We start from the raw sequence: 25,331 nt of genomic DNA, 5'->3' as shown, positions 1-25,331 counted from the left end.
ACAAATCTCCATATCGCATACGACGGCGGGCCCCACCACAAAGGTGGGGCCCGCCGTCGTATGCGTGCTTAAGGCTGGGGAAGTTCAGAGAGCGGTCCGCAGGCGGGGCGGTAATCCGAGTCCGCACCGCGAACCGGGAGCGCCGCCCAGGGGCCTCAGGCGGCGGCCGCCGATTCGAGGAGGATCCTAAGCTCCTCGAGTGCGTTCTCTGCCTGCGCCAGGGTGAAACGGCCCGGGAGGGCGTCCGCCGCGACGGCAAGCTCCACTTCACAGCCACATGCGAAGTCCTCGGTCATGACCTCCAGCAGCGAGCGGGCGTCCACGCCCGGTCTGCCGTCCTTGCTGATGGTCACCGGAAGCCCGGTGGCGGTGACGGCGCGGACAAATACCGCCGCCGGGCGGGCGTGAAGGCCGATGGCGGCCGTGACGATTGCCTTGCGAACTGGCAACGGGACTCCCTTGTGCTGGTGCAGGTTCTGCTCATGATGGTCTGGCGGACGCGCGCATCCGGACGGGGAACCAGTCCGGAGCGACAGGATCAGGTCACCTGGTGCCGGTCCGTATCTTCAAGGGTAGTCGCGGGGGAGCGGACGGGACGAACTGCGACGGCCGGGTGGTCTAGACCTGCGGGGCTGCGGGTTTACCCTTGATACATGACTGTTTTTCCCACGCCGGGACCCGCTGCGAGGCTGCATCATGCCGTCTTCTAACGCGTCCGCGATGGTTGGCGACATTGATCGGCAGAGCGGCATCCCCATTTACGTCCAGCTGCGTGAAATCCTCCGTGCGCACATCGCTGCGGCCTGCCCGCCGGGTTCGGCGCTGCCGTCTGAGCGCGACCTCGCCGAGCGGTTCGGACTCGCCCGGATGACCGTCCGCCAGGCCATCGATGCGCTCGTGGGCGAGGAAGTGATTGAACGCGTCGTGGGGCTTGGCACGTTCGTGCGCAAGCCCAAACTCGACCTCCAGGTCAAACTGACCTCGTACAGTGAGGAGATGCAGCGCCGCGGCATGGTCCCGGCGGCGAAGGTCCTGAGCTTCGAACAGATCGGCGCCAGCGCCTTCCTGGCCCGCGAGCTGCAACTGGAGGAGGGCACGCCTCTGGTCCGGTTCCGGCGGCTGCTGCTGGCCGACAACGAGCCCATGAGCGTGGACGAGAACTTCATCCCGGCCCACCGGGTGCCGGGCCTGCTGGATGAGGCACCGCCCACGTCCCTCTACAACGTGCTGAGCGAACGCTACGGGCTGGTCATGGAATGGGGCGAGGACATGATCGAGGCGACGGCCGCCTCGCCGTCAACGGCCAGGCTCCTGAACGTGGAGGTCGGCACGCCGCTGCTGAAGATCCAGCGCCATGCTTTTGTGGCCCGCGCGATGGTGGACTACTCCGTGTCCTACTACCGGGCCGACCGGTACAAGCTCTGGGTGCCCCTGCAGCGCCCCGGCGTCCGGCCCACTCGTAACTACGCCTCGGGCTACCGCCCGTAGCCACAGCAGCCAGCCAGATGCAGAAAGGCCCGGTCCCAAGGGGGACCGGGCCTTTCTGCTAGTGCTGCTTGGTGCTGCCTAGTGGCTCAGCGTCTTCTGCGAAGCTGCTGCCTCGACGGCCTCGTGGCTGCCGTGGTGGCCGTGTGCGGCTTCCAACTCGGCAGGAGTGACCGGGGCAACCCGGTCCTCGAAGAACCAGCGGGAGAGCTTGGCGCGGCGGCTTTCCTTGCGGTCCACGACGCCGTGTTCGTTCGGCACCGCGGGAAGCGGGGCCGGTGACTCGAAGCCGACCAGCTTATAGCGCTTGTACTCGTCCAGCGGGGCGTGAACCTCGATGAACTCACCGTGCGGCAGGCGCACGATGCGTCCGGTTTCACGGCCGTGCAGGGCGATCTCACGGTCCTTGCGCTGGAGCGCCAGGGCGACGCGCTTAGTCACGACGAATGCGATCACCGGGCCGACGAAGAACAGCGCGCGCAGCCAGTAGGTCACATCGTTCAGGGCAACGTTGAAGTGCGTGGCGATGAGGTCCGAGCCTGCGGCGGCCCACATCACGCAGTACCAAACGAAGCCCGCCATGCCGATGGCCGTACGGGTAGGAGCGTTGCGGGGACGGTCCAGGACGTGGTGCTCGCGGTTGTCCTTCGTGATCCAGCGTTCGATCCACGGGTAGGTGAACATCACGGTGAACAGGATGCCGGCCGGGACGAGCGCCGGCAGAAGGACGTTGAAGGTGAAGACGTAGCCGAACCACACCTGCTCGACCTTCCAGTCGCCGATCGTGCCCGGCATCAGGCGCAGGGCGCCGTCAACGAAACCGATGTACCAGTCAGGCTGCGTGCCTGCCGACACCGGTGAAGGGTCGTACGGACCGTAGTTCCAGATCGGGTTGATGGTGAAGAACGCCGCCATGAGGGCGACCACACCGAACACGATGAAGAAGAAGCCACCGGCCTTCGCCGCGTAAACCGGACCCAGGGGGTAGCCGACGACGTTGCCGTCGTTACGGCCGGGGCCGGGGTACTGCGTGTGCTTGTGCACAACCACCATGAAGAGGTGCATCACGATCATCAGCAGGATGAGCGCGGGAACCAGGAGGATGTGCAGCATGTAGAGGCGGCTAATGATCATGGTGCCAGGGAACTCGCCGCCGAAGAGGAAGAACGAGGTGTAGGTGCCGATGACCGGAATGGACTTGATGACGCCGTCGATGATGCGCAGGCCGTTGCCGGAGAGCAGGTCATCGGGGAGCGAGTAGCCGGTGAAGCCTGCAGCCATGGACAGGATGAGCAGGACGCCGCCCACCACCCAGTTCAGCTCGCGGGGCTTGCGGAAAGCGCCGGTGAAGAACACGCGAAGCATGTGCACAGACACGGAGGCGACGAACAGCAGTGCGGACCAGTGGTGTACCTGGCGCATGAACAGACCGCCGCGGACATCGAAGGAGATGTTCAGGGAGGAGCTGTACGCCACGGACATTTCAACGTTCTTCAGCGGCGTGTACGAGCCCGCGTAGTGCGTTTCCGCCATGGACGGATCGAAGAAGAACGTCAGAAACGTGCCCGAGAGGAGCAGGATGACGAAGGAGTACAGTGCCACTTCGCCAAACATGAATGACCAGTGGTCAGGGAAGACCTTCCGGCCGAATTCGCGGAGGATTCCGGAGCCGCCAACACGCTGGTCGACGAAGTCGGTGATGCGGCCGCCTGTAGTCTTGGCGACGAAGACAGGGGCATCAGGCGTTGTTGTTGAGGACATGCTGCTCACGCTCCCAGTAGCTCGGTCCGACGGGTTCATGGAAGTCGCTCGTGGCGACCAGGTAGCCCTCGGCGTCGACTGCGATAGGCAGCTGGGGGAGAGGACGGCTGGCCGGGCCAAAGATAACCTTGCACTGCTGGGTGAGGTCAAAGGTTGACTGGTGGCACGGGCACAGCAGGTGGTGGGTCTGCTGCTCGTACAGGGCAACAGGGCAACCAACATGGGTGCAGATCTTGGAGTACGCGACAATCCCGTTGTAGGCCCAGCTTTCACGGCCGGGGGAAGGGTGGAGCTCGTTCGGGTCCAGGCGCATGAGCAGAACGACGGACTTGGCCTTCTCGTTCAGCTTGCCTTCACTCAGTTCGTTCAGCCCTTCCGGGATGACGTGGAAAGCGGAGCCGATGGTGACGTCCGCGGCCTTGATGGGAGTGCCATCGGGGTCGCGGGCAAGGCGCTTCAGCTTGCCATCCGGGGCCGGAGCCCACAGCGTGTGCGCCAGCGCGAAGTCCGGCCGGGGGCCGAGGTCACCGAAGATGGCGAGGGCCGGCAGGGGCGCGAGTGCGACCGCGCCGAGCAGGGTATTGCGGATCAGCGGCCGGCGCTTGATGCCGGTTTCTTCGACAATGTCATCAACGATGCGGACGGCAGCCTGGCGGTCTTCCTCGGTGCGGATCGCGTGGCGCTCTTCCGAGACCTCGTGGTCCGGCATCAGGGCCTTGGCCCAGTGGACGATGCCGGTGCCGATGCCCAGCATCGCGAACGCGGTGCCGATGCCCAGCAAGGCATTCTGGAGTCGGATCGTGGCGATCGAGGAATCGTTCCCCAGATCGATCGCGAAGTACGACACCAGGAATATCAGGGTGCCAACGACCGAGGTGCCAAACAGAAGGGCTACCTGCCGTTCTGCTTTCTTTGCGGCCCTCGGGTCCGTGTCAGCCAGGCGCAAACGGTGCGGGGGAATTCCAGGATCCTGGAACTTCTCCACCTCATTCTGACCAGCCGTAGCTACGGTGCCCGAGTGGTTCGGACTGCCGTCACTATGGTTGCCCATAATTCGCCTCATCCTTCTCTCGTCTCGGCCTATGCCGAGTTAGGTTTCAATTCAAACTGCTGACGGGTCAGCAGAAAATTCTTACAGGTGCAAGGTCCGCTTAGGAGGTGCGGGATGTGAGCCAGATCGTGAACGCGATGATGACGCCCAACCCGGCGATCCAGACAAAGAGACCTTCGGAAACCGGTCCCAAAGCTCCAAGATCTGCGCCACCGGGCGAGCCATTGGATTCAATCTGCTTCAGGTAGGTGATGATGTCGCGCTTCCCCTCGGGGGAGATGTTCGCGTCATTGAATACCGGCATGTTCTGGGGGCCGGTGACCATGGCCTCGTAGATGTGCTGTCCGGAGACACCCGAGAGCGCCGGGGCGAACTTGCCCCGGGTCAGGGCACCGCCGGCGGCGGCGGCGTTGTGGCACATGGCGCAGTTGGTGCGGAAGAGTTCCCCGCCCTTGGCGGCGTCGCCCTTCTCATCGAGCACACCCGCTTCGGGGACGGCCGGGCCGGGGCCCAGCGAGGCAACGTAAGCAGCGAGCTGCTTGGTCTGTTCCTCGTTGAACTGGTTGGGCTTCTTCTGGGCCTGCGGGCCGTTCATCTGCATGGGCATGCGGCCGGTGCCGACCTGGAAGTCAACAGCGGCGGCGCCGACGCCCACAAGCGACGGTCCGGACTGAGAGCCGCTGGCACCCATGCCGTGGCAGGTTGCGCAGTTGGCGGCGAAGAGCTTGCCGCCTTCCTCTACGTCGCTTGCGCTATAGGTGTTGGTGTCGGCCTTGGCCTGGTTGACGGTGGTGGCAACGGCGTACAGCCCACCCGTGACCAAGAGGCCCATCAGCAGCAGCGCAATTGCTGCCAGTGGGTGACGTCGCTTCTGCGAGAGTGCCTTCACGTGGTGGTTCCTTTATTCGATCCTGCGGTGGCTCCTGGAGCCGCTTCTTGAAATTCTGCCTCTTGTAGAAAAAGAGTCAAGTCAGGGCTACTTGAGGACGTAGATGACCAGGAAGAGGCCAATCCAGACGACGTCCACGAAGTGCCAGTAGTACGAGGTGACAATCGCCGAGGTTGCTTCAAAGTGGCCGAACTTCTTCGCGGCGAAGGAGCGGCCCAAGATGAGCAGGAAGGCAATCAGGCCGCCGATGACGTGCAGGCCGTGGAAGCCTGTCGTTATATAGAAGGCGGAACCGTAGGCGTTGGAGGACAGCGAGACGTGCTCGGATACGAGCATGGAGTACTCGGTCGTCTGACCGGCAACGAAGAAGGCACCCATGAGGAACGTGAGGATGAACCATCCGTTCATCCCCCAGCGGGTGAAGCTGAAGACTCCGCCGGTCCGGCGCGGCTGGAGCCGCTCCGCAGCGAAGACGCCCATCTGGCAAGTAAAGGAACTTGCCACAAGGACGATCGTGTTAACGAGCGCAAAGGGGAAGTTGAGCTTGGCTGTCTCTTCAGCCCACATCAGTCCGGAGGTCGAACGGAGTGTGAAGTACATGGCGAAGAGACCGGCGAAGAACATCAACTCACTGGACAGCCACACAACGGTTCCAACAGAAACCATGTTCGGGCGGTTCAGCGTCGGGTGCGCCGGGGTACTGGGGGCATGGGTCGCAGATGTCACATAGACATTATGTCTATAAAAGTCCGTCCTGCCCAACGCAAACCGCCATTTCGGAGGACTTTTTCTACAAAGACGCGAATTCGCGCGGAAAAGTTCCCGGAGGGGTTCACATTGGTCTTTGCGGGGCCGACCTCGATAGCATCGGGAGGTGACTTCTCAGGCATCCGCACAGGCGGCAGGCAACACCTGGCCGCGGCTCATCAACGCACTCATCGGCGGCGCGGACCTCACCGCCGGGAGCACCGAATGGGCCATGAACTCGATCATGTCGGGCGAGGCCACGCCGGTCCAGGTGGCCGGTTTCCTCGTGGCCCTGCGGTCCAAGGGCGAGACCGTTGATGAGGTTGCCGGCCTCGTGGAAGCCATGGTGGCCAACGCCAACCCCATTGACATAGCCGGCGAGAAGCTGGACATCGTCGGCACCGGCGGCGATCAGCAGAACACTGTTAACATCTCGACGATGGCCGCGCTGATCTGTGCCGGCGCCGGCGCGAAGGTGGTCAAGCACGGCAACCGGGCGTCGTCGTCGTCGTCGGGATCTGCCGATGTCCTGGAGGCGCTCGGCGTCCGGCTGGATCTGCCGATTGCCCGCGTGGCGCTCAACGCCGAAGAAGCCGGGATCACCTTCTGCTTCGCCCAGGTGTTCCACCCCTCGATGCGGCATGCCGCCGTCGCCCGCCGGGAACTCGGCGTCCCGACCGCGTTCAACTTCCTGGGCCCGATGATCAACCCGGCACATGTCCAGGCTTCGGCCGTGGGGGTCGCCAATGAACGGATGGCCCCCCTCGTGGCCGGCGTGCTGGCCAAGCGGGGGAGCCGGGGCCTGGTGTTCCGCGGCAATGACGGCCTGGATGAACTGACCACCACCGGCCCGTCCCGGGTGTGGGAGATCCGCAACGGCGAGGTTAGAGAAGAGACGTTTGACCCGCGGGAACTCGGTATCCGGCAGGCGACGCTGGAGGAGCTGCGCGGCGGCGACGCTGCGGCCAATGCCGCCGTCGTCCGTGCTGTCCTCGCCGGCGCGCCCGGGCCGGCCCGCGATGCGGCGCTGCTCAATGCCGCCGCCGGCCTCGTGGCGTTCGACCTCGACGCCGCCGGTCCTCTCGCGGAGCGCATGGCGGCTGCGCTGAAGCGGGCCGAGGAATCCATTGAGTCCGGGGCGGCCTCCGCGGTGTTGGACCGGTGGGTCGCGTTGTCGCAGGCTGCCTGAGCCGCAAACGTCAGGGGCGGGGCCGGCAGAATCTGCCGGCCCCGCCCCTGACGTTTGCGCTACTTGGTGCCGGCTACTGTTCGAACCCGAGGGCGAAAGCCGCGTCGAGGTCGTGCTGGGAGTAGGCGCGGAAGGCGATCTGTGTGGTGGTGTGCACCACGCCCGGAACCTTGGAGAGTTTGTCCGCGATGACTTCGGCCAGGTCTTCATGCTTGGCGACCCGGGCAATGGCGATCAGGTCCCATTCGCCGGTCACCGAATAGACCTCGCTGATGCCCGTGATGGCGGAGATTTCCTCAGCGGTCTCCGGAATGCGTGAAGCGTCTGTCTTGATCAGGACGAATGCGGTGACCACGTGTGAGCCTTTCCGGATCGGTTGCGCCGTTTGCGGGCCTGTCGGCGGCCCGTGTGCGGGCCCTGCCATCTTCTGCAAGCCTAGTGCATCAGGCCTGCCGGCGGCGTGAACGCAGCCGCCGCACGCCGGCTGCCACAAGGCGGTAACCCAGGAGGAACACCCCGAGGCTCAGCAGGGCCACGATGATGAACGGCAGCACCACCGTCTGCCCGGTGACGGCGCGCAGAATCATGCCGACGCCGACTGTTCCGAGCCAGACGCCGACGCCGGCCGGCCACAGCCGCAGGGGGTCGCGCCACAGCCGGAGGACGAGCCATGCAAGTGCCGCGCCTGCCAGGAACGGCCACGCGGTGGCAAAGACGCCCGTGATGATTTCACCCCGCTGGTGCGCGTCGCGGCCAATCGCCGCGAAGAGCAGAATCAGGAAGGCATCGGCGCAGGCGGCCAGGGCCGCCGTCTGCCCGGGCGGGAGGCCGGGTTTGGCGGCGTCGTGGACTGACGGGCGGGGGGCTTGCGGGCTTCGAGAAGGCATACCTACAAGCGTAGCCTTGCCGCTCCGGCGTCGTGGTGTCCGGCCGGTGGCAGCCTCGCCATGCGCAATCAGGCTTACGACGGCGCATAATGCCCGGACGGCGTGGCCCCCGGGCCCCGTGCCGGTCCGCACATATGATCGTGGCATGAGTACCGATGCCGTCCCGGACGCGATCGTCCCGGTGCAGCTGGACCCACAACTGGACGGCCAGCTGAGCATCAACGACATCCTGCTCGAACTCGGCGAGGCTCCCGTCGTGCATCCCTCGCCTGACGCCGCCAGCGAACGGCACTTCTTCTAGGGTCGCCGTTGTAGCGGACTTTGCCGTCAGCCGTGGTCAGCGCCTTCCGGCAATGGGTCGAGGCGGAGCAAATGCCATTGCCATGCGTCAAGCCTGACGAACAGCCCGTCGGCCAGATCGTCGCCGGCGCGGTCGAAACGCATGTCCCGGGTCGGGTCGGTCAACTGCCACCGGTGTCCCCGCAGGTCCGGCCACGGCGCGCTCACTCGACCTGTTGCGGGCGCATCGCTCAGATTCACGACGATCAGCCACCGGGTGGCGCCGTTCCAGCTCCAGGCGACGAGGTTTTCGAAGGTGTTGTCGCCCGGCCACCCCGCCCGTTCACACAATTGCCAGTGCCCGGCCCGAAGGGTCGGGTCGGCGACAACCGCCAGGAGCCGGCGGTAGAAGGCCGCCAGCTCGTCGTCGGCCGGCTCGGCAGGGAAACGACCGAGGAACACGGGAAGGCGTACCCGCCGCCCCAACAGCTGGCCGTGGTGAATCAGCCGAGCCCCGGTCTGGGTCAGTGCCGCCACCGCTGCCGCCTGTGTCCGGCCGCCCCCGAACGCAGCCGCGGCCCGTGGCTCGTCGTGATTCTCCACGAACCGGACGAGGGCATTCTGATACGTTGGCTCCGCCAGCAGGTGGAGCCGCACCTCCTCGGCACTGCCGCGGAGAAGACGGTCATACAGGCGCTTGTCGTAGCAGTAGTCGAAGCCCTGCTGCATCAGGGACCACTCAAGATCCCAATAGGCTTCGGCGAGGAACACGAAACCCGGGTGGGATTCGCGGACGGCGGTGATCACCGTGGGCCAGTATTCTGCGCTGGGTGCCGGCCCGACCCGGGCACCCCAAGTGCGGGCGAAAACGTCGTTCATGACCAGCATCGCCATGTCGCAACGTACCCCGTCGCACTGATCGGCGATCGATCTGAGCGTCTCCACTGCCGCCGATCGCAGGGCCGGGTCGAAGGCATTGAGCTGAACGACGTCAGGCCACGCCGGGAAGTAGGGGTCCCGTCCGTTGGCGAGCACCCGGCCGCCCACCTCGATGAAGGACGTCGGATCCCGGTCCCGATCCGCGGTAGTTCCCGATACGAAGAGCCCGGGTGTCCCCGTGGTCCACGGATGATCCGGGGCGACATGGTTCGGCACGAAGTCCAGGATCAAGCGGAGACCTCGCGCGGCGAGCGCCTCCCGGGCGGCGGCAAGCCCGGCGGGGCCACCGAGGCGGTCGTCGGCCACATAGTCCCTGATGCAGTACGGCGACCCGACGACGTCCTCGGCACGCCAATCGGGAAGAGCGGCCTGGAAATCGGACCGCAGGGCTGGATTTGCCAGTGCGATCGCGATTCCGGCGGCGCTGCGACGCCAGACTCCCATCAACCAGACCGAATCGAAGCCCAGGCCGGCAATCTCGTCCCAGTGCCGAGGCGGGACGGAGCCAAGATCGATCGGTTTGTTTTCTTCCACGCTGAGTGATTCGAGCCATGCCCATGTGTTGATCTCGTAGATAAAGGGGTGGGCCACCGGTGGCGTCAGGCCCGGTGGCCGGTCCGGCGCTGGCATCCCGTCCATCACAACTCCCTCGCCGATCGTGACTCTCCTGAGACGGACAGCCGCCCCTCAGTCTTGTTGGACATGGTTTCGGTGGTGCGTTTCCTGCGGTCCTGTCGTGGTGGTGGGGTCCGCGGTGTCCCCGAACACCAGCCGGTGGCTATGGTGGGGCGGGTCCAGAAGGAGGTCCGCGACCAGCGCGGACCACCCGGTCTGGTGCATGGCGCCGAGTCCGGCCCCGTTGTCGCCGTGGAAGTACTCGTAGAACAGCAGGTTGTCCTTCCACGCGGGATCGTTCTGCAACAGGTCCGCGCCACCATAGACCGGTCGGCGTCCGTCCGGCCCGGGGAGCCAGATGCTCACCAGGCGATCGCTGAGGTCACCGGCAATCTCCCGCAGGGTCAGGCGGTGACCGGAACGGGTGGGGTATTCGACGGTGAAGTCGGGACCGAAGAACTGGTCGTACTGCAGCAGCGCCCGGATGATGAGGTAGTTGACCGGCAGCCACACAGGTCCCCGCCAGTTGGAATTGCCGCCGTACATGGCGGTCCGCGATTCGGCTGGTTCGTACTGGATTGCGGCGGTGGGCAGTCCCGGAACCGTGTAGGGCGCGTTGTGGCGCTTGGAGAGCGATCGCAGGCCGTGGGGAGACAGGAATGCCTCCTCGTCGAACAAGGTACCGAACAGCCGGGCGAGCTTGTCCATCGGGAGGACCGACAGCAGCGTCCGCCTGGACTCCCCGGAGCCACGGACCTGCCAATCGAGGATCTCGTGCCGCTCGGTCTGTTCCAACCGTCCGGCGAACCGCTTCCGCAGCCGGCGGTTCCGGTCCGTGTCCTGCGTGGGGAGCGCGACCGCGGGCAGTGCCGGGATCAACCCGACGAGGGTCTGCACCCTGATCGGGAAGCTGTTCCCGGAAGGGTCGGTGAGCCGGTCGTAGAAGAAGCCGTCCTCGGTGTCATAGCAGCCTGAATCCTCCAGTGCGTCCATGATCAGTACGGTCTGTTCCAGGAATTTCACCACCATGTCCTCATAGACGTCGTCGTATTCGGCGAGTTTGGTGGCCAGGGTGAGCATGGCCACGGAGTAATACGCCATCCATGCGGTGCCGTCGGCCTGGTCCAGCTTGAAGCCGGGGGGCAGGTGGGATCGGTCGATTGGGCTGATGTTGTCCAAACCCAAAAAGCCGCCGCCGAACAGGTTGTTCCCGTCGGGGTCCTGCCGGTTGAGCCACCAGGTGAAATTCAGCAGCAGCTTGTTGAACACCCGTTTCAGGAAGTGCAGGTCGGTGCCGCCGTCGATGACGAACACCCGGATGGCGGCCAGCGCATGGACGGGCGGATTGACATCGTCGAAGTTCCACTCGTAGGAGGGCAGCGCGCCGTTCGGATGCTGGAACCACTCCCGAAGGAGCACCAACAGCTGGTATTTGGCGAACGCGGGATCCAGGTGCGCCCAGGTGATGGAGTGAAACGCCAGATCCCAGGCCGCGAACCACGGGTACTCCCACGGGTCGGGCATGGCAAGCACGTCGAACGAGTCCAGGTGCCGCCACCCCGTGTTCCGGCCGTTACGATGCCCGGCCGGCGGCGCCGGCTGGGTGGGGTCGCCATCCAACCACCGGTTGACCCGATACGGGTACATTTGCTTGCTCCAGATCAGCCCTGCGCAGGACTGGCGCATCACCTGCATCGGTTCGGCACCGATCTCAGCGGGGGCGATCGCTGTGTAGAACTCGTCCGCGTCCTGCTCCCGGGCTGCCATGACGTCATCGAAGTAGGAGTCGGACCAGCCGGCGGGGGGAGTGGCCTGGTCGGGGAACGGCCGGTGCAGCCTCAGCCGCAGCTCGACCCGACCGCCTCCCGGCACGGTCACCTGATACCACCAGGATGCCTTGGTGCCCCGATGTTGCGGATTTACGGTGTCTGCGCCCGAGACGACGTGGTCGTTGATGCCGTCCTTCGGATAGGCGGTGACCGGAGCCGACCCGAACAGGCGGGCTGTGTTCGTCTCGTTGTCACAGAACAACGCCTGTGGCCGGACGCCGTCCTTGGTGGGAGCGGCATCGAGGCGGTAGCCGGACAGTCGCGGGTGTTCGACCGCAACCCCGTCTCCGTCCAGGAACAACGACGGCGCCTCGCCGCCCGAGACCCGCCACGTGTTGCGGAACCACATGGTGGGCAACACCGAAATCGCTGCTTCCTCGGCTGAATGGTTTTCGAGGGTGATCCGGGCAAGTACCTCGGTCGGTGAGGCCTTTGCGTATGCGACGTCCACGGACCAGTACCGGCCCCCGTCGAAGGCACCGGTATCCAGCAACTCGAACTCGGGTTCGTCCCGGGAACGACGGGCGTTCTCCTCAACCAGCTGCTGATAGGGAAACTCTCCCTGGGGGTAGTGATACCGCCACCGCAGCCATGCATGGCTGGGCAACGCGTCCGGGTACCACCAGTATTCCTTGACGTCCTCCCCGTGGTTGCCTTGGGGACCGGTCAGCCCGAACATCCGCTCCTTCAGGATAGGATCGGCCCCGTTCCACAGCGCCAACCCCAAGCACAGGTCATGGTGAATGTCGGACAGCCCCGCCATGCCGTCCTCGTTCCATCGGAACGCACGGGACCGGGCATGGTCATGCGGAAAATAATCCCACGCGTCACCACCGTCGCTGTAGTCCTCCCGAACCGTGCCCCAGGCCCGCTCCGACAGGTAAGGCCCCCACTCGTACCAGGGATTCGCCTCGAACAGGACATCCTCCGCCGCACCCGTGGCCTCGGCCAGCCGGGCATGCTCAGCGGTGGCAATTCGAGGTGCCGCTGGCGGCGCCGTGTCGTCGGTCATGAGGTCCTCCCAGGAAGTGGTGACGCCCAAATCTCTCAAGACATGCCCGGACCGCGGCCCAAGACTTGGTCGCCGTCGACCCTCAATGACGCCATCCACCGCGCCGGGTGTGCCCATTTGGGCTGATGCTATCAGGCGGCGTGCCGCCGTCGTTGCTAAGGAACAATAATTCATCGTTCGTTCACCTCGTCGAGTCCGGTCCGACTGGACGAGGACCGACGTCGCCCACTGGAGAGACAATGCGATTCATTGACAATGCGGGCCCCGTGCGTAGGCTTGGGGCGAGCTGAGTCGATCGCCTGAGTCGCCCCGGCTCATGAAGGCATCAAGGTCTCTCGAAAGGCGGAGGCAATGGGTTTTTGGGATGCCATATGGCTCATGTTTTCGTTCGTTATGTTCGCCGCGTACCTGATAGTGCTGTTTCTGGTCATCAAGGACATTTTTTCGGATCGTCTGCGCCCCGGGTGGGTAAAGGCCATGTGGATTCTCGCCGTTCTCCTCTTCCCGCTCCTCGGTTGCCTTGCCTACATGTTGTTCTACGGGCAGCAAATGGCCGTCCGGGAATCCGTGCGGCAGGACGCAAGCCAGAGAGAGGCCAGTGATGACATGGCGGACTACGTTCGTCGGACCGCCAACAGCAACCCCGCCGAACAGATCGCGGCGGCGAAAAGGCTCCTTGATGAAGGCACGATCACCCGCGACGAATTCCAGATGCTCAAGGCCAGGGCCTTGGGATAAATGTCACTTGGGTAATGCCGGATTTCGAGGCGGTTGCGCTCTCCGTGCATAGAGATGGAGCATGGCGGCCCCACCCCGCTCAATACAGGCCTTATGGTCCTAATGGCGAGTGCCAGGGAAGGCTACTTTGGCCCTTAAGGGAATGCCAGCAGGGCTTCCTCGGAACGAAAGGATGGCTCCCGTGGAGCAATTCTGGAACGTCATCTGGCTATTCTTTTGGGGATTTGCCTTCGTCTCGTACCTGTTTGCACTTTTTGCCGTGATCTCCGATATTTTCCGGGACCGCGACCTCAACGGCTGGCTCAAGGCCGTGTGGATACTATTTCTGGTCTTCGTGCCGTTCCTCACCGTTCTTGTCTACCTGATCGCGCGCGGCCGCAGCATGGCGGAACGCCAGGCCAAGAGTGCACGCCAGGCGGAAGCCGAAACGACTGAATACATCCGCTCCGTTGCCACGGCGTCCCCCACCCAGGAAATCGCCAAGGCCAAGGAGCTCCTCGACGCCGGCACCCTGACCCAGGGCGAGTTCGATGCGCTCAAGGCGAAAGCGTTGAGCCGGGCCTGACCGGCCGTTTGTGTCCTGCCCTCATGGGCTTCATCGTCGCCCGTGCCGTCAGCGGGGCCGGCGGACCGTTGTTGAGTTGCGCCGCTGGGCCCGGTGCGGCGGCATGACGTGAGCCAGGCGCACGCCGCGCCCCGCAGCGGCTGCGCACAACACCTCGAGAACTGCGTGTCACCAAATGAAGAAGTGGACCGCCGGCATCATCCTAGGCTGCGCACAATTCGTCATGGTGCTGGACAGCACCGTGATGAACGTTTCGATCTCGACGGTCGTGAATGACCTCAACACGACCGTAGCCGCGATGCAGGCTGCCATCACCTTCTATACGCTGACCATGGCCTCACTGATGCTGCTCGGCGCGAAACTCGGCGACGTCTGGGGGCGGAGGCGCGCCTTCGTCATCGGCTCCATCATCTACGCCTGCGGCTCCCTGCTCACCGCACTCAGCCCCAACATCGTGGTCCTCTTCATCGGGTGGTCCGTGATCGAAGGCGTCGGGGCCGTTCTGGTGATACCTGCTATCGCGGCCCTCATCGCCAACAATTACCAGGACCAGGACAGGGTGACAGGGTTCGCGATCATCGGGGCGACCTCGGGGGCCGCCGTCGCACTGGGCCCCCTCATCGGCGGCTACGTCACAACGTACCTGAGCTGGAGGTATGTGTTCGTTGGCGAAGTCGTGGTGATGGCGGCCGTGGTCGTCCTTTCACGCCTTGTGCCCGACACCAGCCGCCCGCAAAGCATCAAAATTGATGGTGTCAGTGTCCTGCTCTCGGCGGCGGGCCTGACCCTGATCGTTTTCGCCATGCTCCAAAGCAAGACGTGGGGCTGGATTTTGCCAAAGCACTCGCCGGAGATCGGCGGCGTTCCCATCAATCCGCTGGGCCTGTCCCTGGTGCCTTACTTGATATTGGCCGGAGGATTCCTGCTGTGGGCCTTCTTTGCCCGGCAGGAAGCACTCATCCGGCGGGGGCGTCCCCCGCTGGTTCACGTCTCGATGTTGTCAATCAAGCAGCTGCGTTCCGGCTTGTCCGTCCTCGCCGCCCAATACATGATCACGGCGGGCCTGTTCTTCATGATTCCGGTGTATTTGCAGATGACCCTTGGACTCAACGCGCTCGATACCGGCATCAAGATCTTTCCGCTCTCGGTTTCGCTGATTCTGTTCTCGGTTGTTGGCACCCGGCTGACGGCCATCTGGTCCCCGCGCCGCATTGTTCGGCTCGGGCAGCTCATCCTGGTGGCGAGCAGTTTCGTGTTGCTCGGATCGGTGTCCCTGGACCTCCGGAGCGTGCTCTTTGCGGTCGGAATGTTCTTCGCGGGAGCCGCCCTGGGGCTGCTGGCATCCCAGATCGGCAACGTGACGATGTCGAGTGTCGGGGTCGAGCGGTCCAGTGAGATCGGCGGGCTCCAGGGGATCTTCCAGAACCTCGGCTCCTCGCTGGGAACGGCCCTCATCGGATCCGTCCTGATCGCGTCGCTCTCAAGCTCGTTCCTGGGTGCTGTGGACAGCAGCGACCTTCCAAGCAACGTGAAGGATCTCGTTGCGGCCCAAACGCAGGCCGGCGTCAACATTGTGCCCGTGTCCACCGTGGACGACATTGCGACGCAGGCGGGCCTTTCACCTGGCGACGCCGCCACGCTCACTACGCTCTACGCCGACTCGCAGGTGTCCTCGCTCAGGGCATCGATGGTGGCCCTGGTGTTCATCGGATCGCTTTCGCTGCTGTTCTCGAAGAACATCCCCACCGCACTGGTCCGGCGGAAGCCGACGGAGGAATCGGAGACTGATTCCGCGCCATCGGGCGCTGCGTGAGGGCCGCGTTAGCCTGTAGCACTCATCTGGGCGGGGTCGGCTCTGTTCCCGGGCGGCTGTCCCGGTTCTGCTCGTCGGATTCCAGCAGGGCCGCGAGCGCCGCCAGGGCTGGCACAGCGTCTTCGATGGCTTTCTGATAGGTCGACGGCAAACGCTTTAGGGCATGGCCGAGCCGCCGGTCATTGGCTGCCTGCCACGCGCTTAGCACCTCAGTGCCCTGAGGGGTCAGGCTCAGGCTCACGGACCGGCGATCGCCGGGACGGGCCAGGCGTTCAACGAGTCCGGACGCCACCATTTGCTGGACCAGGTTGCTCACCGTGTTGGTTGCCAAGCGCTGACGAGCGGCAAGCCCGCTAACGCCCAGGCCCGGTTCGTCGGCCAGCCGCTGGAGGACTTCGACCTGGGCCATGGGCAGTGATTCCCAGGGAAACTCCTGCCGCACGCTCGAGCGCAGGACGCGGCGCAGACGTGTGATGGCGCCGGTCAATGACCACGCGGCGGTGCCGGCCGTCCCCGTTTCCTGTATCGATACATCGGCCATGTCCACGACGCCAGCCTATCCCGAATATTCCCCCTATAGAATAGTTCTGTGACCGAACTAATTCTTGACAGTGATTCCTTCATTCCTTCACCCACGGTCAGTGCCATTCATCTGGGCCCGCTGACCGTTCACTTCTATGCCCTGTGCATCATGGCCGGCATCGCAGTGGCCGTCTGGTTGGGATCCCGCCGCTGGGCGGACCGCGGCGGCGACGCCGGGCAGGTTCTGGATATCTGCCTGTGGGCGGTGCCTGCAGGAATTGTCGGCGGCCGGATCTACCACGTCGTCACCGATCCGGAGCTGTACTTCGTTCCCGGAGCGAACCCCTGGAATGCGTTCGCCATCTGGGACGGCGGCCTGGGCATCTGGGGCGCGATCGCCTTGGGGTGTTTTGGGGCATGGATCGGCTGCCGCAGGTCGAATGTGTCACTCATTGCATTCCTGGATGCGGTGGCGCCGGGCGTGCTCTTTGCCCAGGCCCTGGGGCGCTGGGGGAACTGGTTCAACAACGAGCTCTACGGGGACCCGACCACGCTGCCGTGGAAACTCCAGATCCACCAGATGGACTACGCCACCGGGTCCGCGCTCACCAACGCCTCCGGCGCTCCGGTCGTTCTCGGTTATTTCCAGCCCACATTCCTCTACGAGTCCCTCTGGTGCGTCGCGGTCGGCTTCCTGATCCTCTACCTGGACCGGCGATTCAGCCTCGGAGCCGGAAGCGTTTTCGCTCTCTACGTCGCGGGCTACACGGCCGGGCGGTTTGCCTTTGAGCTGATGCGCTCGGACTACGCCAACCTGATACTGGGGCTCAGGGTGAACACCTGGGTGGCGGCACTGATCTTCCTGGCAGGGGCCGCCGGATTCGTCCTGCTCTTCCGCCGCGGTCGCTCGGTCGCCTTGCCGGATGGAGCCCGCATCGACGCCGGCGTCGACGCCGATGAACAACCGCCGTCGTCCGGCCTGCGGCCGAAACAGGAGAGTGCACCGAGGGAACACGCCGATGCCGAGTAGGGACTCGCGATGGGGGAAGATCCTCTCGTTCGTTAGTGCCGGCGCACTTTGCGGCGTCCTGGTCGCGGGGCTCTTCCTCCCGGCGACCGCCGTGGCGGGAACAACTGTCAGCAATTCGATCGGCATGTTTGACCGGCTGCCCGATGACCTGGATATGAGCGCCCCGCCCGCGGCCTCGACGGTGCTGGCCAACGACGGGTCCGTGATTGCCACCTTTTACGCAGAAAACCGTGCGCCCGTGACGCTGGACAAGATGTCCCCGTTCATCCGGGACGGGATCGTCGCCATCGAGGACGCGCGCTTCTACCAGCACGGGGGAATCGACACCACCGGGATCCTGAGGGCGATCGTGGCTACCGCGCAGGGCGGACGCCAGGGCGCCTCGACCATCACGCAGCAGTACGTGAACAACATGATCATCGAATCCCTTGTCCAGCAGGGCAAAGGCGATCAGGTCAAGCTGGGCTACGCCAAGACGATCGGCGACAAGCTGCGGGAGATGAAGCTTGCGATTGCCCTGGAGACGAAATACTCCAAGGGCCAGATCCTGCAGGGCTACCTGAATATCGTCTATTTCGGCAACGGCGCCTACGGCATCGACGCCGCCGCCGAAGAATACTTCAACGTCCCCGCCAGTGCCCTGACCCTGCCCGAGGCCGCAGCCCTGGCCGGCGTCGTGAACAGTCCCGTCTACTACGACCCGCTCACCGAGCCTGACCATGTGGTGGCCCGCCGGAACGAAGTCCTGGACAAGATGCTCCAACAAGGACGTATCACCGCATCGGAACACGACGCCGCCGTGGAAGCGCCGATTGGACTGAACGTCCACCCCAGCAGCCAGGGCTGCTTCGGCGCGGCGACGGCGCCGTACTTCTGCGACTACGTCCAGCGGCTGATCCTCGACGACCCCGCCTTCGGGGCCGATGAAGCGGCCCGCAAGAAGCTCCTCTACCTGGGCGGGCTCACCATCCACACGACACTGGACCCGGCGCTCCAAAAAGTAGCCCAGGAGCAAGTTGACGCCTCCTTGCCCGCCGCGGATCCCCTGCAGCGCGGTTCCTCGCTGGTCAGCGTCCAACCCGGAACCGGCAAGGTTTTGACCATGGCGCAGAACACCGTCTACAACCCTGCCACGGCGCCGGGCAACTATATGGGCAACTTCGCCCTGCCCGAGAAGGACGCCAACGGCCAGCCGCTCGACGGTGCCGGCGGGTTCCAGATCGGTTCCACCATGAAGCCGTTCATTTTCGCGGAATGGCTCAACGCCGGAAAATCGATGGCCACCCAGCTGGATGGATCGGTCCGCGTCTACAGGGCCGGATACCCCTGGAAGAACTCCTGCGGTGTCACCACCGGATCCTACGACCCGGCCCTCGGCCAGACCCCGCTGCCGAACGACGACCCCAATCATTACTACCCGATGAGTGTCCTGCAGGGCCTCTACCAGTCGATCAACACCATCACCTTCCAGTCGGCCGCCCAGCTGGATTTCTGCAACATCCAAAAAATGGCGACGGCGGCAGGAGTCACCAACGGACACACGAACCAGCCCTACGACCTGTCCAGCATCGCCAACCTGATCGGGACCCAGGACGTCGCCCCGCTGACCATGGCCAACGCCTACGCCACGTTCGCCGCCAAGGGAGTGCACTGCGACCCGATCGCCCTGGACTCGGTGACCGGCCCGCATGGACGGAACTACCCTGTGCCCGGCGCGGACTGCCGGCAAGCCATCGACCCCAATGTCGCTGCCGGCGTCACCTACGCCCTGAAGAACGTGCTGACCAGGGGCTCCGGCTACAACATCCCGGTCACCAAGAGCCATGACATTTTCGCCAAAACCGGCACCACCGACGGAAACACCATGACCTGGACCGTCGGTGCCACCTCGGGCATATCCACAGCATCATGGTTCGGAAGCTACCAGGGCATCGGCCCGCGCTGGGTCAACCAGAACATCACCATCAACGGAAAGTACTATGCCGCCGTCGACGGCGCCGATATTGCCGGAGGCCAATGGGGGCACCTCATGGATGCTGCAGCGCAGCAGTTCCCCGCCGCGCCGTTTGCCCTGCCGCCGGCGTCCATGCTGGGGTGATGAAGGCCCCGGCTGCCGGAAAACTGGTCGTTTATCCGTCTGTGATGCCCGATGCCTCAGGCATCGGGGCGGCCCTACGAGCCCGGCGTGGTTGGAAAGAGCAGGTCGCCTCGGCCCCGACGGGTGCGCTGATGTAACTGCCCACCACCAGTCCGGCCAGGAGCGAACCGGCCCCGCCGATCACAAAAGACCACCACGGGGCACCCACTGCTGTCATCATGCCATTCGTTGAGACCACAAGCGCGGCGGCGGCGGCAGCGGCGATGCCCGCGGCGGCCACCCGTGACCGCTGCCAGCCGCGAAGCCGGCGCCAGTCAGCGCCCAGGGACCTGAGCCGTTCGTGGACCCTTCCCTGGGCATCGCCGCCTGCGGTTTCCGGCGCGACCGTATTGTTCGTATCCATGGCTGTGCCTAGCTGTGCTCGGGTTGTCCTACGATGCCGGGACAGCGGCCATTTTTGCCCGGACCGCGTCCATGTCCAGGTCCTTGATGGCGGTGATGAGCTGCTCCAGCCCGGCCGCGTTCATTGCCCCGGGCTGGGAGAAGACGAGGATCCCCTCCCGAAAGGCCATCAGGGTGGGGATGGAGGTGATACGGGCGGCAGCGGAGAGGCCCGGCTCGGCCTCCGTGTCCACCTTGGCGAAGACGACGTCCTTGTGGTTCTCGGAGGCCTTGCTGAAGGTGGGGGCGAACATCCGGCAAGGTCCGCACCAGGCTGCCCAGAAGTCAACCAGCACGATGCCGTTGCCGGTGATGGTGTCGTTGAAGGTCTTTTCGGAAATGTCGATGGTTGCCATGCAGGAATTCTATACCCCGGGGGGTATTACTTCAAGGGCGGTGCCGGTTTGCTTTTATACCCCTGGGGGTATCATTATTGAAGGAGGGAGATGCCCGCCGGGAACCGCCGGGTCCTTAGTTTGTGTGGCACCTCAGCCCCGTCCTACCGAAAGGTCCAGCACATGGAAATCACCCCACAGCAGCTCGCACAACAGCTCAAGAGCGGCAGCGATGCCCAGATTGTGGATGTGCGCGAAACAGCCGAAATCGCTGAAGGCATGATCCCCGGTGCCAGGCACATTGCCCTTGGCGAACTGGCCGGCCGCCTCAGCCAGCTGGACAAGGCCCGTCCCGTCATCGCCGTGTGCCGCAGCGGACGCCGGAGTGCGGCCGCCGCGGACCAGCTGTCGGCCGCGGGCTACACGGCGTACACCGTGCCCGGCGGAATGCTTGATTGGACGGCCGCGGGCTTCCCGACCGCCTGATCACACCAGACTGCCCGGGCGGCATGCCCCCACATGCAGCCCGGGCTTCCATTTGCCCGGACCGTGTCCCTGACATGGCGAACCGGGCGGTGGAGGGCGGCCACCCGCAAGCGCGGGGCCGCCACAAGAAATGCTCCAAGATATACCGAAAGAGATCATGACTTCCTTGAACACGACCAATGCCCTTGATGCAGCCCCCAAATCCATCGATGCCTCGACCCTGAAGGCCTGGGAAGACAACCACGATGATCTGATGATCATCGACGTGCGAAGCGGCGCAGAGTTCGATGCCATGCACATCAATGGCTCCTACCATGTGCCGCTGGCCATGCTGAGCGAACACACCGAAGAGTTCGCGGCCAAGATGGGCACCCGCGTGGTCCTTGTCTGCCAGTCCGGCAACCGGGCCGAGCAGGCCCGCAAGCACCTGGACGCCGTCGGCCTGGCCAGTGCCAGTGTCCTGTCCGGCGGGGTGCCCGCCTATGAAGCGGCCGGCGGGAACGTTGTCCGCGGCCGTGGCGCCTGGGCCTTGGAACGTCAGGTCCGGATGACCGCCGGCTCCCTTGTCCTTGCTGGCGTGCTCGGCAGCAAGTTCATCTCGCCCAAACTCGGCCTGATTGCCGGCGGCATCGGCGCCGGCCTGACGTTCTCCGCGGCCACCAACAGCTGTGCCATGGGTCAGATGCTCTCCAAGATGCCGTGGAACCGCTCTGCGAACGAGCCCACCGCGCACCAGGCCCTGAAGAACCTGGACGCCCGGGCATGATCATCTCCGCGGCGGCCTTCGGGCTGATCGTCGGTGGCCTGCTGGGCCTGGTCGGAGGCGGCGGATCCATCCTCGCCGTGCCCGCCCTGGTCTATGGCGTGGGGCTGCCGCTTGCGGCGGCAATCCCGACGTCGCTGGTCGTCGTCGGCGCTTCCTCCGCCGTCGCGGTGCTGCCCCGGCTGCGGGCCGGCGTCAACTGGCGCCTGGCGCTGATCATCGGCGCGGCAGGAACCGTGACGGCGTACCTTGGCGCGATGGTCAACCGGCTTCTGGACCCGAAGATCCTGTTGCTGGCTTTTGCCGCAATCATGGTCTTCGCCGGCATCCGGATGCTGATGCCGTCCAAGTCCTTGGGCGGTGCCTGCGCACTGCCCGGCGGCGGCGTCAACTGGCGCAGCTGCCTGCCCAAGGCAATCGCCACCGGCGCCGTCGTCGGGTTCCTGACCGGTCTGCTGGGCGTCGGCGGCGGCTTCCTGATCGTCCCGGCGCTCACCCTGGTTCTCGGACTCCCGATGGCGTTGACCGTCGGGACCTCCCTGGTGATCATCGTGATCAACTCGGCGGCCGGCTTCGCCGCCCACCTGGGTGATCTGCAGATCGACTGGGCCGTCACGGCAGCCTTTGCCGGGGCCGCAATGGTCGCATCGCTCATGGCGGGGCGGATCGGCACCGGCATCCCGGACAAAGTCCTCAAGCGGGGCTTTGGCATCCTGGTGCTGGTGATCGCCGCCTATGTCGCTATGCAGGCGCTCCTCTCCTGAGAGTGGCTGCCCGTGGATTGAGAAGGGCGCCGGAGGACCTGTCCTCCGGCGCCCTTCTCGTTGCCCGCCACGGCCGCCTCCAACAGTGGCGCCTTGATTCCACGGTGCGACGGGAGGATCGTGGGCCGTGCGGCACGACGCCGTGTGGCGAACACGCAGTTTCCGTAGGGAGGCACGATGGCGGCGGGTACGGTTTTCCGGATTGTCGTCGGGGTCGATGGGTCGGACTCGTCGCTGGCGGCGTTGGATTGGGCCCTTGAGGAGGCCCGGCTGAGAACCGGGGAGGTTCACGTCGTCACTGCATGGCATTACCCCGTCATCGGTGATGCTGCCGGCAAGGCTGAGGACCATGATTCGTTCGGCGACAACGCCCGGCGGGCAAACGCTGGTGCGCTGCGGCGGGCAACCGGAACCGGCCTTGCGGTCACCGCTGAGGTGACGGAGGGGCATTCCGCCGACGTACTCGCGAAGGCTGCAGCCGGAGCCGATCTCCTGGTGGTCGGATCGCATGGCCACGGCGGCTTCGCCGGAATGCTCTTGGGGTCGGTGTCGAGCCATGCAGTGCACCATGCCCATTGCCCTGTGGTGGTAGTCCGTACCGGCGCAGATACAGGTCAACGCTGAAATCACTGCCCTTGGTGTCTGCGCCAAGGGTCATGCGATGTCGCCTGCGCTTCTGTTGGCGCGGGTATACGGTTGAGCGCGCCACGGTGAAGAGTTCGGCAGGTTCCGCCGTCGTGTGCACTCCTGCCTGGTCAACGGAGACCAGGTGGGCCTCCTGCTTCGTGGAAAGCTTCGGCTGTTTCCCATGGAGGCGGCCCTTCGCCTTGGCGACCGCCATTTATGTCGCCGATGTGCGGGGCGGGGGCGGTGCGCAGGCACACTCCGGACTATCTGCTGGCCACCGCCATGGGGCGGCTGGTGGTGGATGTACTTCCCCGACCGCGCGGAGGAATCGCGCTCAGCGCCTCGTCTCGTACCTGGTCAGGACCACGCCGCCGGGAAACATCCGCGTCTCCACCAGGTCCAGGTTCACCCAGCTGTCCAGCGCAGTGAAGAACGGCGTGCCGCCGCCGACCAGGACTGGATGGGTGACCAGTGCGTACTCGTCGATCAGCCCTGCCCGCATGGCCGCCCCGGCGAGCATTGCGCCGCCGACGCTCATCGGGCCGCCGTCCCCGGCCTTGAGCCGGGTGATCTCGGCGATCGCGTCGCCGGTGACCAGGCGGGTGTTCCAGTCGACCTTGTCGATCGTCGAGGAGAACACCACCTTCGGCGTGTCCCGCCAGTTCCGCGCGAACTCGATCTCCGCCGGGGTCGCGTTGGGCTGTTGGTCGCCGGTCGGCCAGTAGGAGCTCATGGTCTCCCACAGCTTGCGGCCGTACAGCGACAGGCTGCTAGCCCGCTCCTGGTCGAGCCACCACTGGAACAGTTCGTCGCCCGGCCCGCCCCAGCCGATGTCGTCGCCGGCCGCGGCGATGTACCCGTCCAGGGTCAGGTTCATGCCGTAGATCAGTTTTCGCATGGCGCCAGCCTTCCGTCTTGTCGTGGTCGAGGGCGTCATGGAACTCTGTCGTCCCGCATATGATCGGCAGCATCCTGTCCCTCATGGAGCCACCGTAATGCCCAAGATCTGGATGCCATAGCCTTAGCTTGCCTGCAGGTGTTCAGCTTTCGGGCGCCTCGTTCTTGCTGAAAGCTCGAACGCTAACCGGCGGGAATAAGGTCGATCCGGAGTTCTTCCGGTGAGAGGTTGCTGACAGCGACATTGGACGCGACCGTGACGATGAGCTCGTTCCAACCTTCGTGGGCGGGATGGACTACTTCACCATCGGCGTCCCCGATTGAAATTCTGCCGCTAGCTATCATTAGCCTTCCTCGGAACACCTCGCGCCTATCCGTCGAGGGAGGCTCCGGCCGGGTCAGAAGGCGAACGAGCACTTGAGCCTCGGCCCAGTCGAATTCGCCCTCGAACGTGTCGATGTCCTGTGCATGACGGATCAGCGCGACAATGCCATGTTCGTTCGACGAAACAGCTTTCTCGGGGTCCACGTCCGGAATCTGGCTTCCAGACCTGGCATCGGCGATGATGACGATTCCCCAATGAAACGGCCGTCGGATGCAAGTCGCCACGAGTGGCTGCATAGCCAGAAGGCTACCCCCCGTCTCGCGATGTTCAGTTCAAGGCATGCCGCGCCGCGATTGGTGTGAAAGCGGCTGTTCCGTGGTGAGGTGCCCGGTAGGGGATCCCTTCCGGGACGGCGTCCGCCAGCCAGCATACGGGCACTCTACCGAGGAACAGAGTTCACGAGCCCGTAGTGTTCGATCAGCGGAAACGGCTCGTGGAACCTGTGCAGTAGCTCCCGCCACTGCTGATACTGCGGGCCATTTGACTACGCAGTCCCGCCCCGGAGTGGTCCGTTATCGTCTGGGCTGCTGATCGGGTCCGCGTGGCGGAGCAGGACACGCCACGTACCGTCTTCCTTTCGGAAGACCGTGGTGACCCGAAGGGTGAACGGACTTGCTTCCGCCCGCCCCGAAACCATGGCCTTCCAGTGTTCGACTTCGTGGATGATGGCTGTGTCAGCCGACACCAGACGGTACAGGCTTTCGAATGACCTGCACTCCCCGCCACGGAAGTGCGCTACTGCGAAATCCGTTCGATCTTCGACATCGGCCCAGCCCTGGACAGCAGGGCCGAACGGGTTTGCGAGGACGACGTCGTTGCCGTGGGAGTACAAACGCTTGAGGTGCTCGGCGTCGCCTCTGGCGAAGGTGTCCAACGCGTCGTGGTACTGGGCGAGGGCGGTGTCGAAGTCCATGGCATGCCTCCTGAAGGGATCCTTGGGAACGCTTAAATTCTGATATGTAGTTCTGGTTGTCAAGAGGCATAGATGAGCGGCTCCTGGGATTTGGTTCCGGGGCCGCTCATCTGGTGCCTGCCGGTCCGTGGTGAAGGGTGTTGGCGGGTCGTTGTCGACTGCAGTGTCAGACTGATATGTAGTTCTGGTTGTCAAGAGGCATAGATGAGCGGCTCCTGGGATTTGGTTCCGGGGCCGCTCATCTGGTGCCTGCCGGTCCGTGGTGAAGGGT

Annotated in this window: 27 protein-coding genes and 1 pseudogene; 12 read left to right on the top strand and 16 right to left on the bottom strand. The window is 64.7% G+C overall.

All coding sequences use genetic code 11. From position 1 onward, the window contains the following. Nucleotides 1-155: 155 nt before the first annotated feature. Nucleotides 156-449 (bottom strand): HPr family phosphocarrier protein, encoded by a 294-nt coding sequence (locus ABD243_RS16040; RefSeq protein WP_116767712.1) that lies wholly within the window; start codon nt 447-449, stop codon nt 156-158. A 247-nt stretch (nt 450-696) separates the two neighbouring features. On the opposite strand from ABD243_RS16040, the gene ABD243_RS16035 reads away from it, so the two are divergent. Further along, nucleotides 697-1,488, top strand: a complete 792-nt coding sequence (locus tag ABD243_RS16035; protein ID WP_116767714.1) for a GntR family transcriptional regulator — start codon at nt 697-699, stop codon at nt 1,486-1,488. 78 nt (nt 1,489-1,566) lie between these two features. On the opposite strand, the gene qcrB is transcribed toward ABD243_RS16035, so the two are convergent. From qcrB to ctaE, 4 genes are all read right to left on the bottom strand, one after another. Further along, nucleotides 1,567-3,246 carry a cytochrome bc1 complex cytochrome b subunit gene (gene qcrB, locus ABD243_RS16030; protein WP_344367422.1) on the bottom strand — a complete coding sequence of 560 codons (1,680 nt, stop codon included), beginning with the start codon at nt 3,244-3,246 and terminating at the stop codon, nt 1,567-1,569. Then, nucleotides 3,224-4,297, bottom strand: a complete 1,074-nt coding sequence (gene qcrA, locus ABD243_RS16025) for a cytochrome bc1 complex Rieske iron-sulfur subunit (protein WP_344367421.1) — start codon at nt 4,295-4,297, stop codon at nt 3,224-3,226. The genes qcrB and qcrA overlap by 23 nt, the downstream gene beginning before the upstream one ends. Nucleotides 4,298-4,397: 100 nt before the next feature. Beyond that, nucleotides 4,398-5,186, bottom strand: coding sequence for a cytochrome bc1 complex diheme cytochrome c subunit (gene qcrC / locus ABD243_RS16020; RefSeq protein WP_344367420.1), 789 nt, complete (start codon nt 5,184-5,186; stop codon nt 4,398-4,400). Between the two features lie 87 nt (nt 5,187-5,273). Continuing rightward, entirely contained in the window at nt 5,274-5,912 is a 639-nt protein-coding gene (gene ctaE / locus ABD243_RS16015) for an aa3-type cytochrome oxidase subunit III (protein ID WP_202615894.1), read from the bottom strand. A gap of 148 nt (nt 5,913-6,060) precedes the next feature. Here ctaE and trpD point away from each other — a divergent pair, with 148 nt between their 5' ends. Then, complete coding sequence (gene trpD, locus ABD243_RS16010; protein ID WP_116767724.1) at nt 6,061-7,122, top strand: anthranilate phosphoribosyltransferase; 1,062 nt, start codon at nt 6,061-6,063, stop codon at nt 7,120-7,122. Nucleotides 7,123-7,195: 73 nt separating this feature from the next. On the opposite strand, the gene ABD243_RS16005 is transcribed toward trpD, so the two are convergent. Beyond that, nucleotides 7,196-7,477: an Lrp/AsnC family transcriptional regulator gene (locus tag ABD243_RS16005; protein ID WP_091251634.1), complete on the bottom strand. Its 282-nt coding sequence runs from the start codon at nt 7,475-7,477 to the stop codon at nt 7,196-7,198. Between the two features lie 88 nt (nt 7,478-7,565). After that, the gene (locus tag ABD243_RS16000; protein WP_344367419.1) at nt 7,566-8,009 is read right to left on the bottom strand and encodes a DUF3054 domain-containing protein; all 444 of its coding nucleotides are present in this window, start codon (nt 8,007-8,009) and stop codon (nt 7,566-7,568) included. 145 nt (nt 8,010-8,154) lie between these two features. Here ABD243_RS16000 and ABD243_RS15995 point away from each other — a divergent pair, with 145 nt between their 5' ends. Continuing rightward, nucleotides 8,155-8,310 (top strand): hypothetical protein, encoded by a 156-nt coding sequence (locus ABD243_RS15995; protein WP_161958273.1) that lies wholly within the window; start codon nt 8,155-8,157, stop codon nt 8,308-8,310. A 26-nt stretch (nt 8,311-8,336) separates the two neighbouring features. On the opposite strand, the gene ABD243_RS15990 is transcribed toward ABD243_RS15995, so the two are convergent. Both ABD243_RS15990 and ABD243_RS15985 read right to left on the bottom strand, forming a co-directional pair. Continuing rightward, entirely contained in the window at nt 8,337-9,866 is a 1,530-nt protein-coding gene (locus tag ABD243_RS15990; protein ID WP_344367418.1) for an alpha-amylase family protein, read from the bottom strand. A 48-nt stretch (nt 9,867-9,914) separates the two neighbouring features. Beyond that, nucleotides 9,915-12,683: an MGH1-like glycoside hydrolase domain-containing protein gene (locus ABD243_RS15985; RefSeq protein ID WP_344367417.1), complete on the bottom strand. Its 2,769-nt coding sequence runs from the start codon at nt 12,681-12,683 to the stop codon at nt 9,915-9,917. A gap of 378 nt (nt 12,684-13,061) precedes the next feature. Here ABD243_RS15985 and ABD243_RS15980 point away from each other — a divergent pair, with 378 nt between their 5' ends. From ABD243_RS15980 to ABD243_RS15970, 3 genes are all read left to right on the top strand, one after another. After that, entirely contained in the window at nt 13,062-13,421 is a 360-nt protein-coding gene (locus tag ABD243_RS15980; RefSeq protein WP_344367416.1) for a PLDc N-terminal domain-containing protein, read from the top strand. Between the two features lie 181 nt (nt 13,422-13,602). Then, nucleotides 13,603-13,986 (top strand): SHOCT domain-containing protein, encoded by a 384-nt coding sequence (locus ABD243_RS15975; RefSeq protein ID WP_425547226.1) that lies wholly within the window; start codon nt 13,603-13,605, stop codon nt 13,984-13,986. Between the two features lie 175 nt (nt 13,987-14,161). Next, nucleotides 14,162-15,799 carry an MFS transporter gene (locus ABD243_RS15970; RefSeq protein ID WP_116768738.1) on the top strand — a complete coding sequence of 546 codons (1,638 nt, stop codon included), beginning with the start codon at nt 14,162-14,164 and terminating at the stop codon, nt 15,797-15,799. A 22-nt stretch (nt 15,800-15,821) separates the two neighbouring features. Here ABD243_RS15970 and ABD243_RS15965 read toward each other — a convergent pair whose 3' ends face one another. Next, nucleotides 15,822-16,340 carry a MarR family winged helix-turn-helix transcriptional regulator gene (locus ABD243_RS15965; protein ID WP_344367469.1) on the bottom strand — a complete coding sequence of 173 codons (519 nt, stop codon included), beginning with the start codon at nt 16,338-16,340 and terminating at the stop codon, nt 15,822-15,824. Between the two features lie 48 nt (nt 16,341-16,388). Here ABD243_RS15965 and lgt point away from each other — a divergent pair, with 48 nt between their 5' ends. Together lgt and ABD243_RS15955 are read left to right on the top strand one after the other, a co-directional pair. Further along, nucleotides 16,389-17,351 carry a prolipoprotein diacylglyceryl transferase gene (gene lgt, locus ABD243_RS15960; protein WP_344367415.1) on the top strand — a complete coding sequence of 321 codons (963 nt, stop codon included), beginning with the start codon at nt 16,389-16,391 and terminating at the stop codon, nt 17,349-17,351. Next, entirely contained in the window at nt 17,341-19,449 is a 2,109-nt protein-coding gene (locus ABD243_RS15955) for a transglycosylase domain-containing protein (protein WP_344367414.1), read from the top strand. The genes lgt and ABD243_RS15955 overlap by 11 nt, the downstream gene beginning before the upstream one ends. Before the next feature lie 31 nt (nt 19,450-19,480). Here ABD243_RS15955 and ABD243_RS15950 read toward each other — a convergent pair whose 3' ends face one another. Beyond that, nucleotides 19,481-19,852, bottom strand: a complete 372-nt coding sequence (locus ABD243_RS15950) for a hypothetical protein (RefSeq protein ID WP_344367413.1) — start codon at nt 19,850-19,852, stop codon at nt 19,481-19,483. 28 nt (nt 19,853-19,880) lie between these two features. Further along, complete coding sequence (gene trxA, locus ABD243_RS15945; protein ID WP_116768741.1) at nt 19,881-20,246, bottom strand: thioredoxin; 366 nt, start codon at nt 20,244-20,246, stop codon at nt 19,881-19,883. A gap of 162 nt (nt 20,247-20,408) precedes the next feature. On the opposite strand from trxA, the gene ABD243_RS15940 reads away from it, so the two are divergent. The 4 genes from ABD243_RS15940 (at nt 20,409) to ABD243_RS15925 (ending at nt 22,862) form a co-directional block, all read left to right on the top strand. Continuing rightward, entirely contained in the window at nt 20,409-20,711 is a 303-nt protein-coding gene (locus tag ABD243_RS15940; protein WP_344367412.1) for a rhodanese-like domain-containing protein, read from the top strand. A gap of 157 nt (nt 20,712-20,868) precedes the next feature. Then, nucleotides 20,869-21,477: a rhodanese-like domain-containing protein gene (locus ABD243_RS15935; RefSeq protein ID WP_344367411.1), complete on the top strand. Its 609-nt coding sequence runs from the start codon at nt 20,869-20,871 to the stop codon at nt 21,475-21,477. Further along, entirely contained in the window at nt 21,474-22,238 is a 765-nt protein-coding gene (locus ABD243_RS15930; protein ID WP_344367410.1) for a sulfite exporter TauE/SafE family protein, read from the top strand. Before ABD243_RS15935 ends, ABD243_RS15930 begins: the two co-directional genes overlap by 4 nt. A gap of 177 nt (nt 22,239-22,415) precedes the next feature. After that, the gene (locus ABD243_RS15925; protein WP_344367409.1) at nt 22,416-22,862 is read left to right on the top strand and encodes a universal stress protein; all 447 of its coding nucleotides are present in this window, start codon (nt 22,416-22,418) and stop codon (nt 22,860-22,862) included. 49 nt (nt 22,863-22,911) lie between these two features. Here the strand turns inward: ABD243_RS15925 and ABD243_RS15920 are convergent. The 4 genes and pseudogenes from ABD243_RS15920 to ABD243_RS15905 form a co-directional block, all read right to left on the bottom strand. Continuing rightward, nucleotides 22,912-23,079 (bottom strand): annotated as a pseudogene (locus tag ABD243_RS15920) (recombinase family protein); the annotation flags it as partial. Between the two features lie 120 nt (nt 23,080-23,199). After that, complete coding sequence (locus ABD243_RS15915; protein ID WP_344367408.1) at nt 23,200-23,763, bottom strand: dihydrofolate reductase family protein; 564 nt, start codon at nt 23,761-23,763, stop codon at nt 23,200-23,202. Nucleotides 23,764-23,945: 182 nt separating this feature from the next. Beyond that, on the bottom strand, nt 23,946-24,383 hold the full coding sequence (locus ABD243_RS15910; protein ID WP_344367407.1) for a hypothetical protein: 438 nt from the start codon (nt 24,381-24,383) through the stop codon (nt 23,946-23,948). Nucleotides 24,384-24,631: 248 nt separating this feature from the next. Further along, complete coding sequence (locus tag ABD243_RS15905; RefSeq protein WP_116768748.1) at nt 24,632-25,060, bottom strand: YybH family protein; 429 nt, start codon at nt 25,058-25,060, stop codon at nt 24,632-24,634. Between the last annotated feature and the right edge of the window lie 271 nt (nt 25,061-25,331).

Source organism: Arthrobacter humicola (genome assembly GCF_039531445.1).
In the GTDB taxonomy this organism is placed as follows: Bacteria; Actinomycetota; Actinomycetes; order Actinomycetales; family Micrococcaceae; genus Arthrobacter; species Arthrobacter humicola.
Note: the sequence above shows the minus strand (reverse complement) of the source record. Positions and strands in the feature narration are given on the sequence as shown.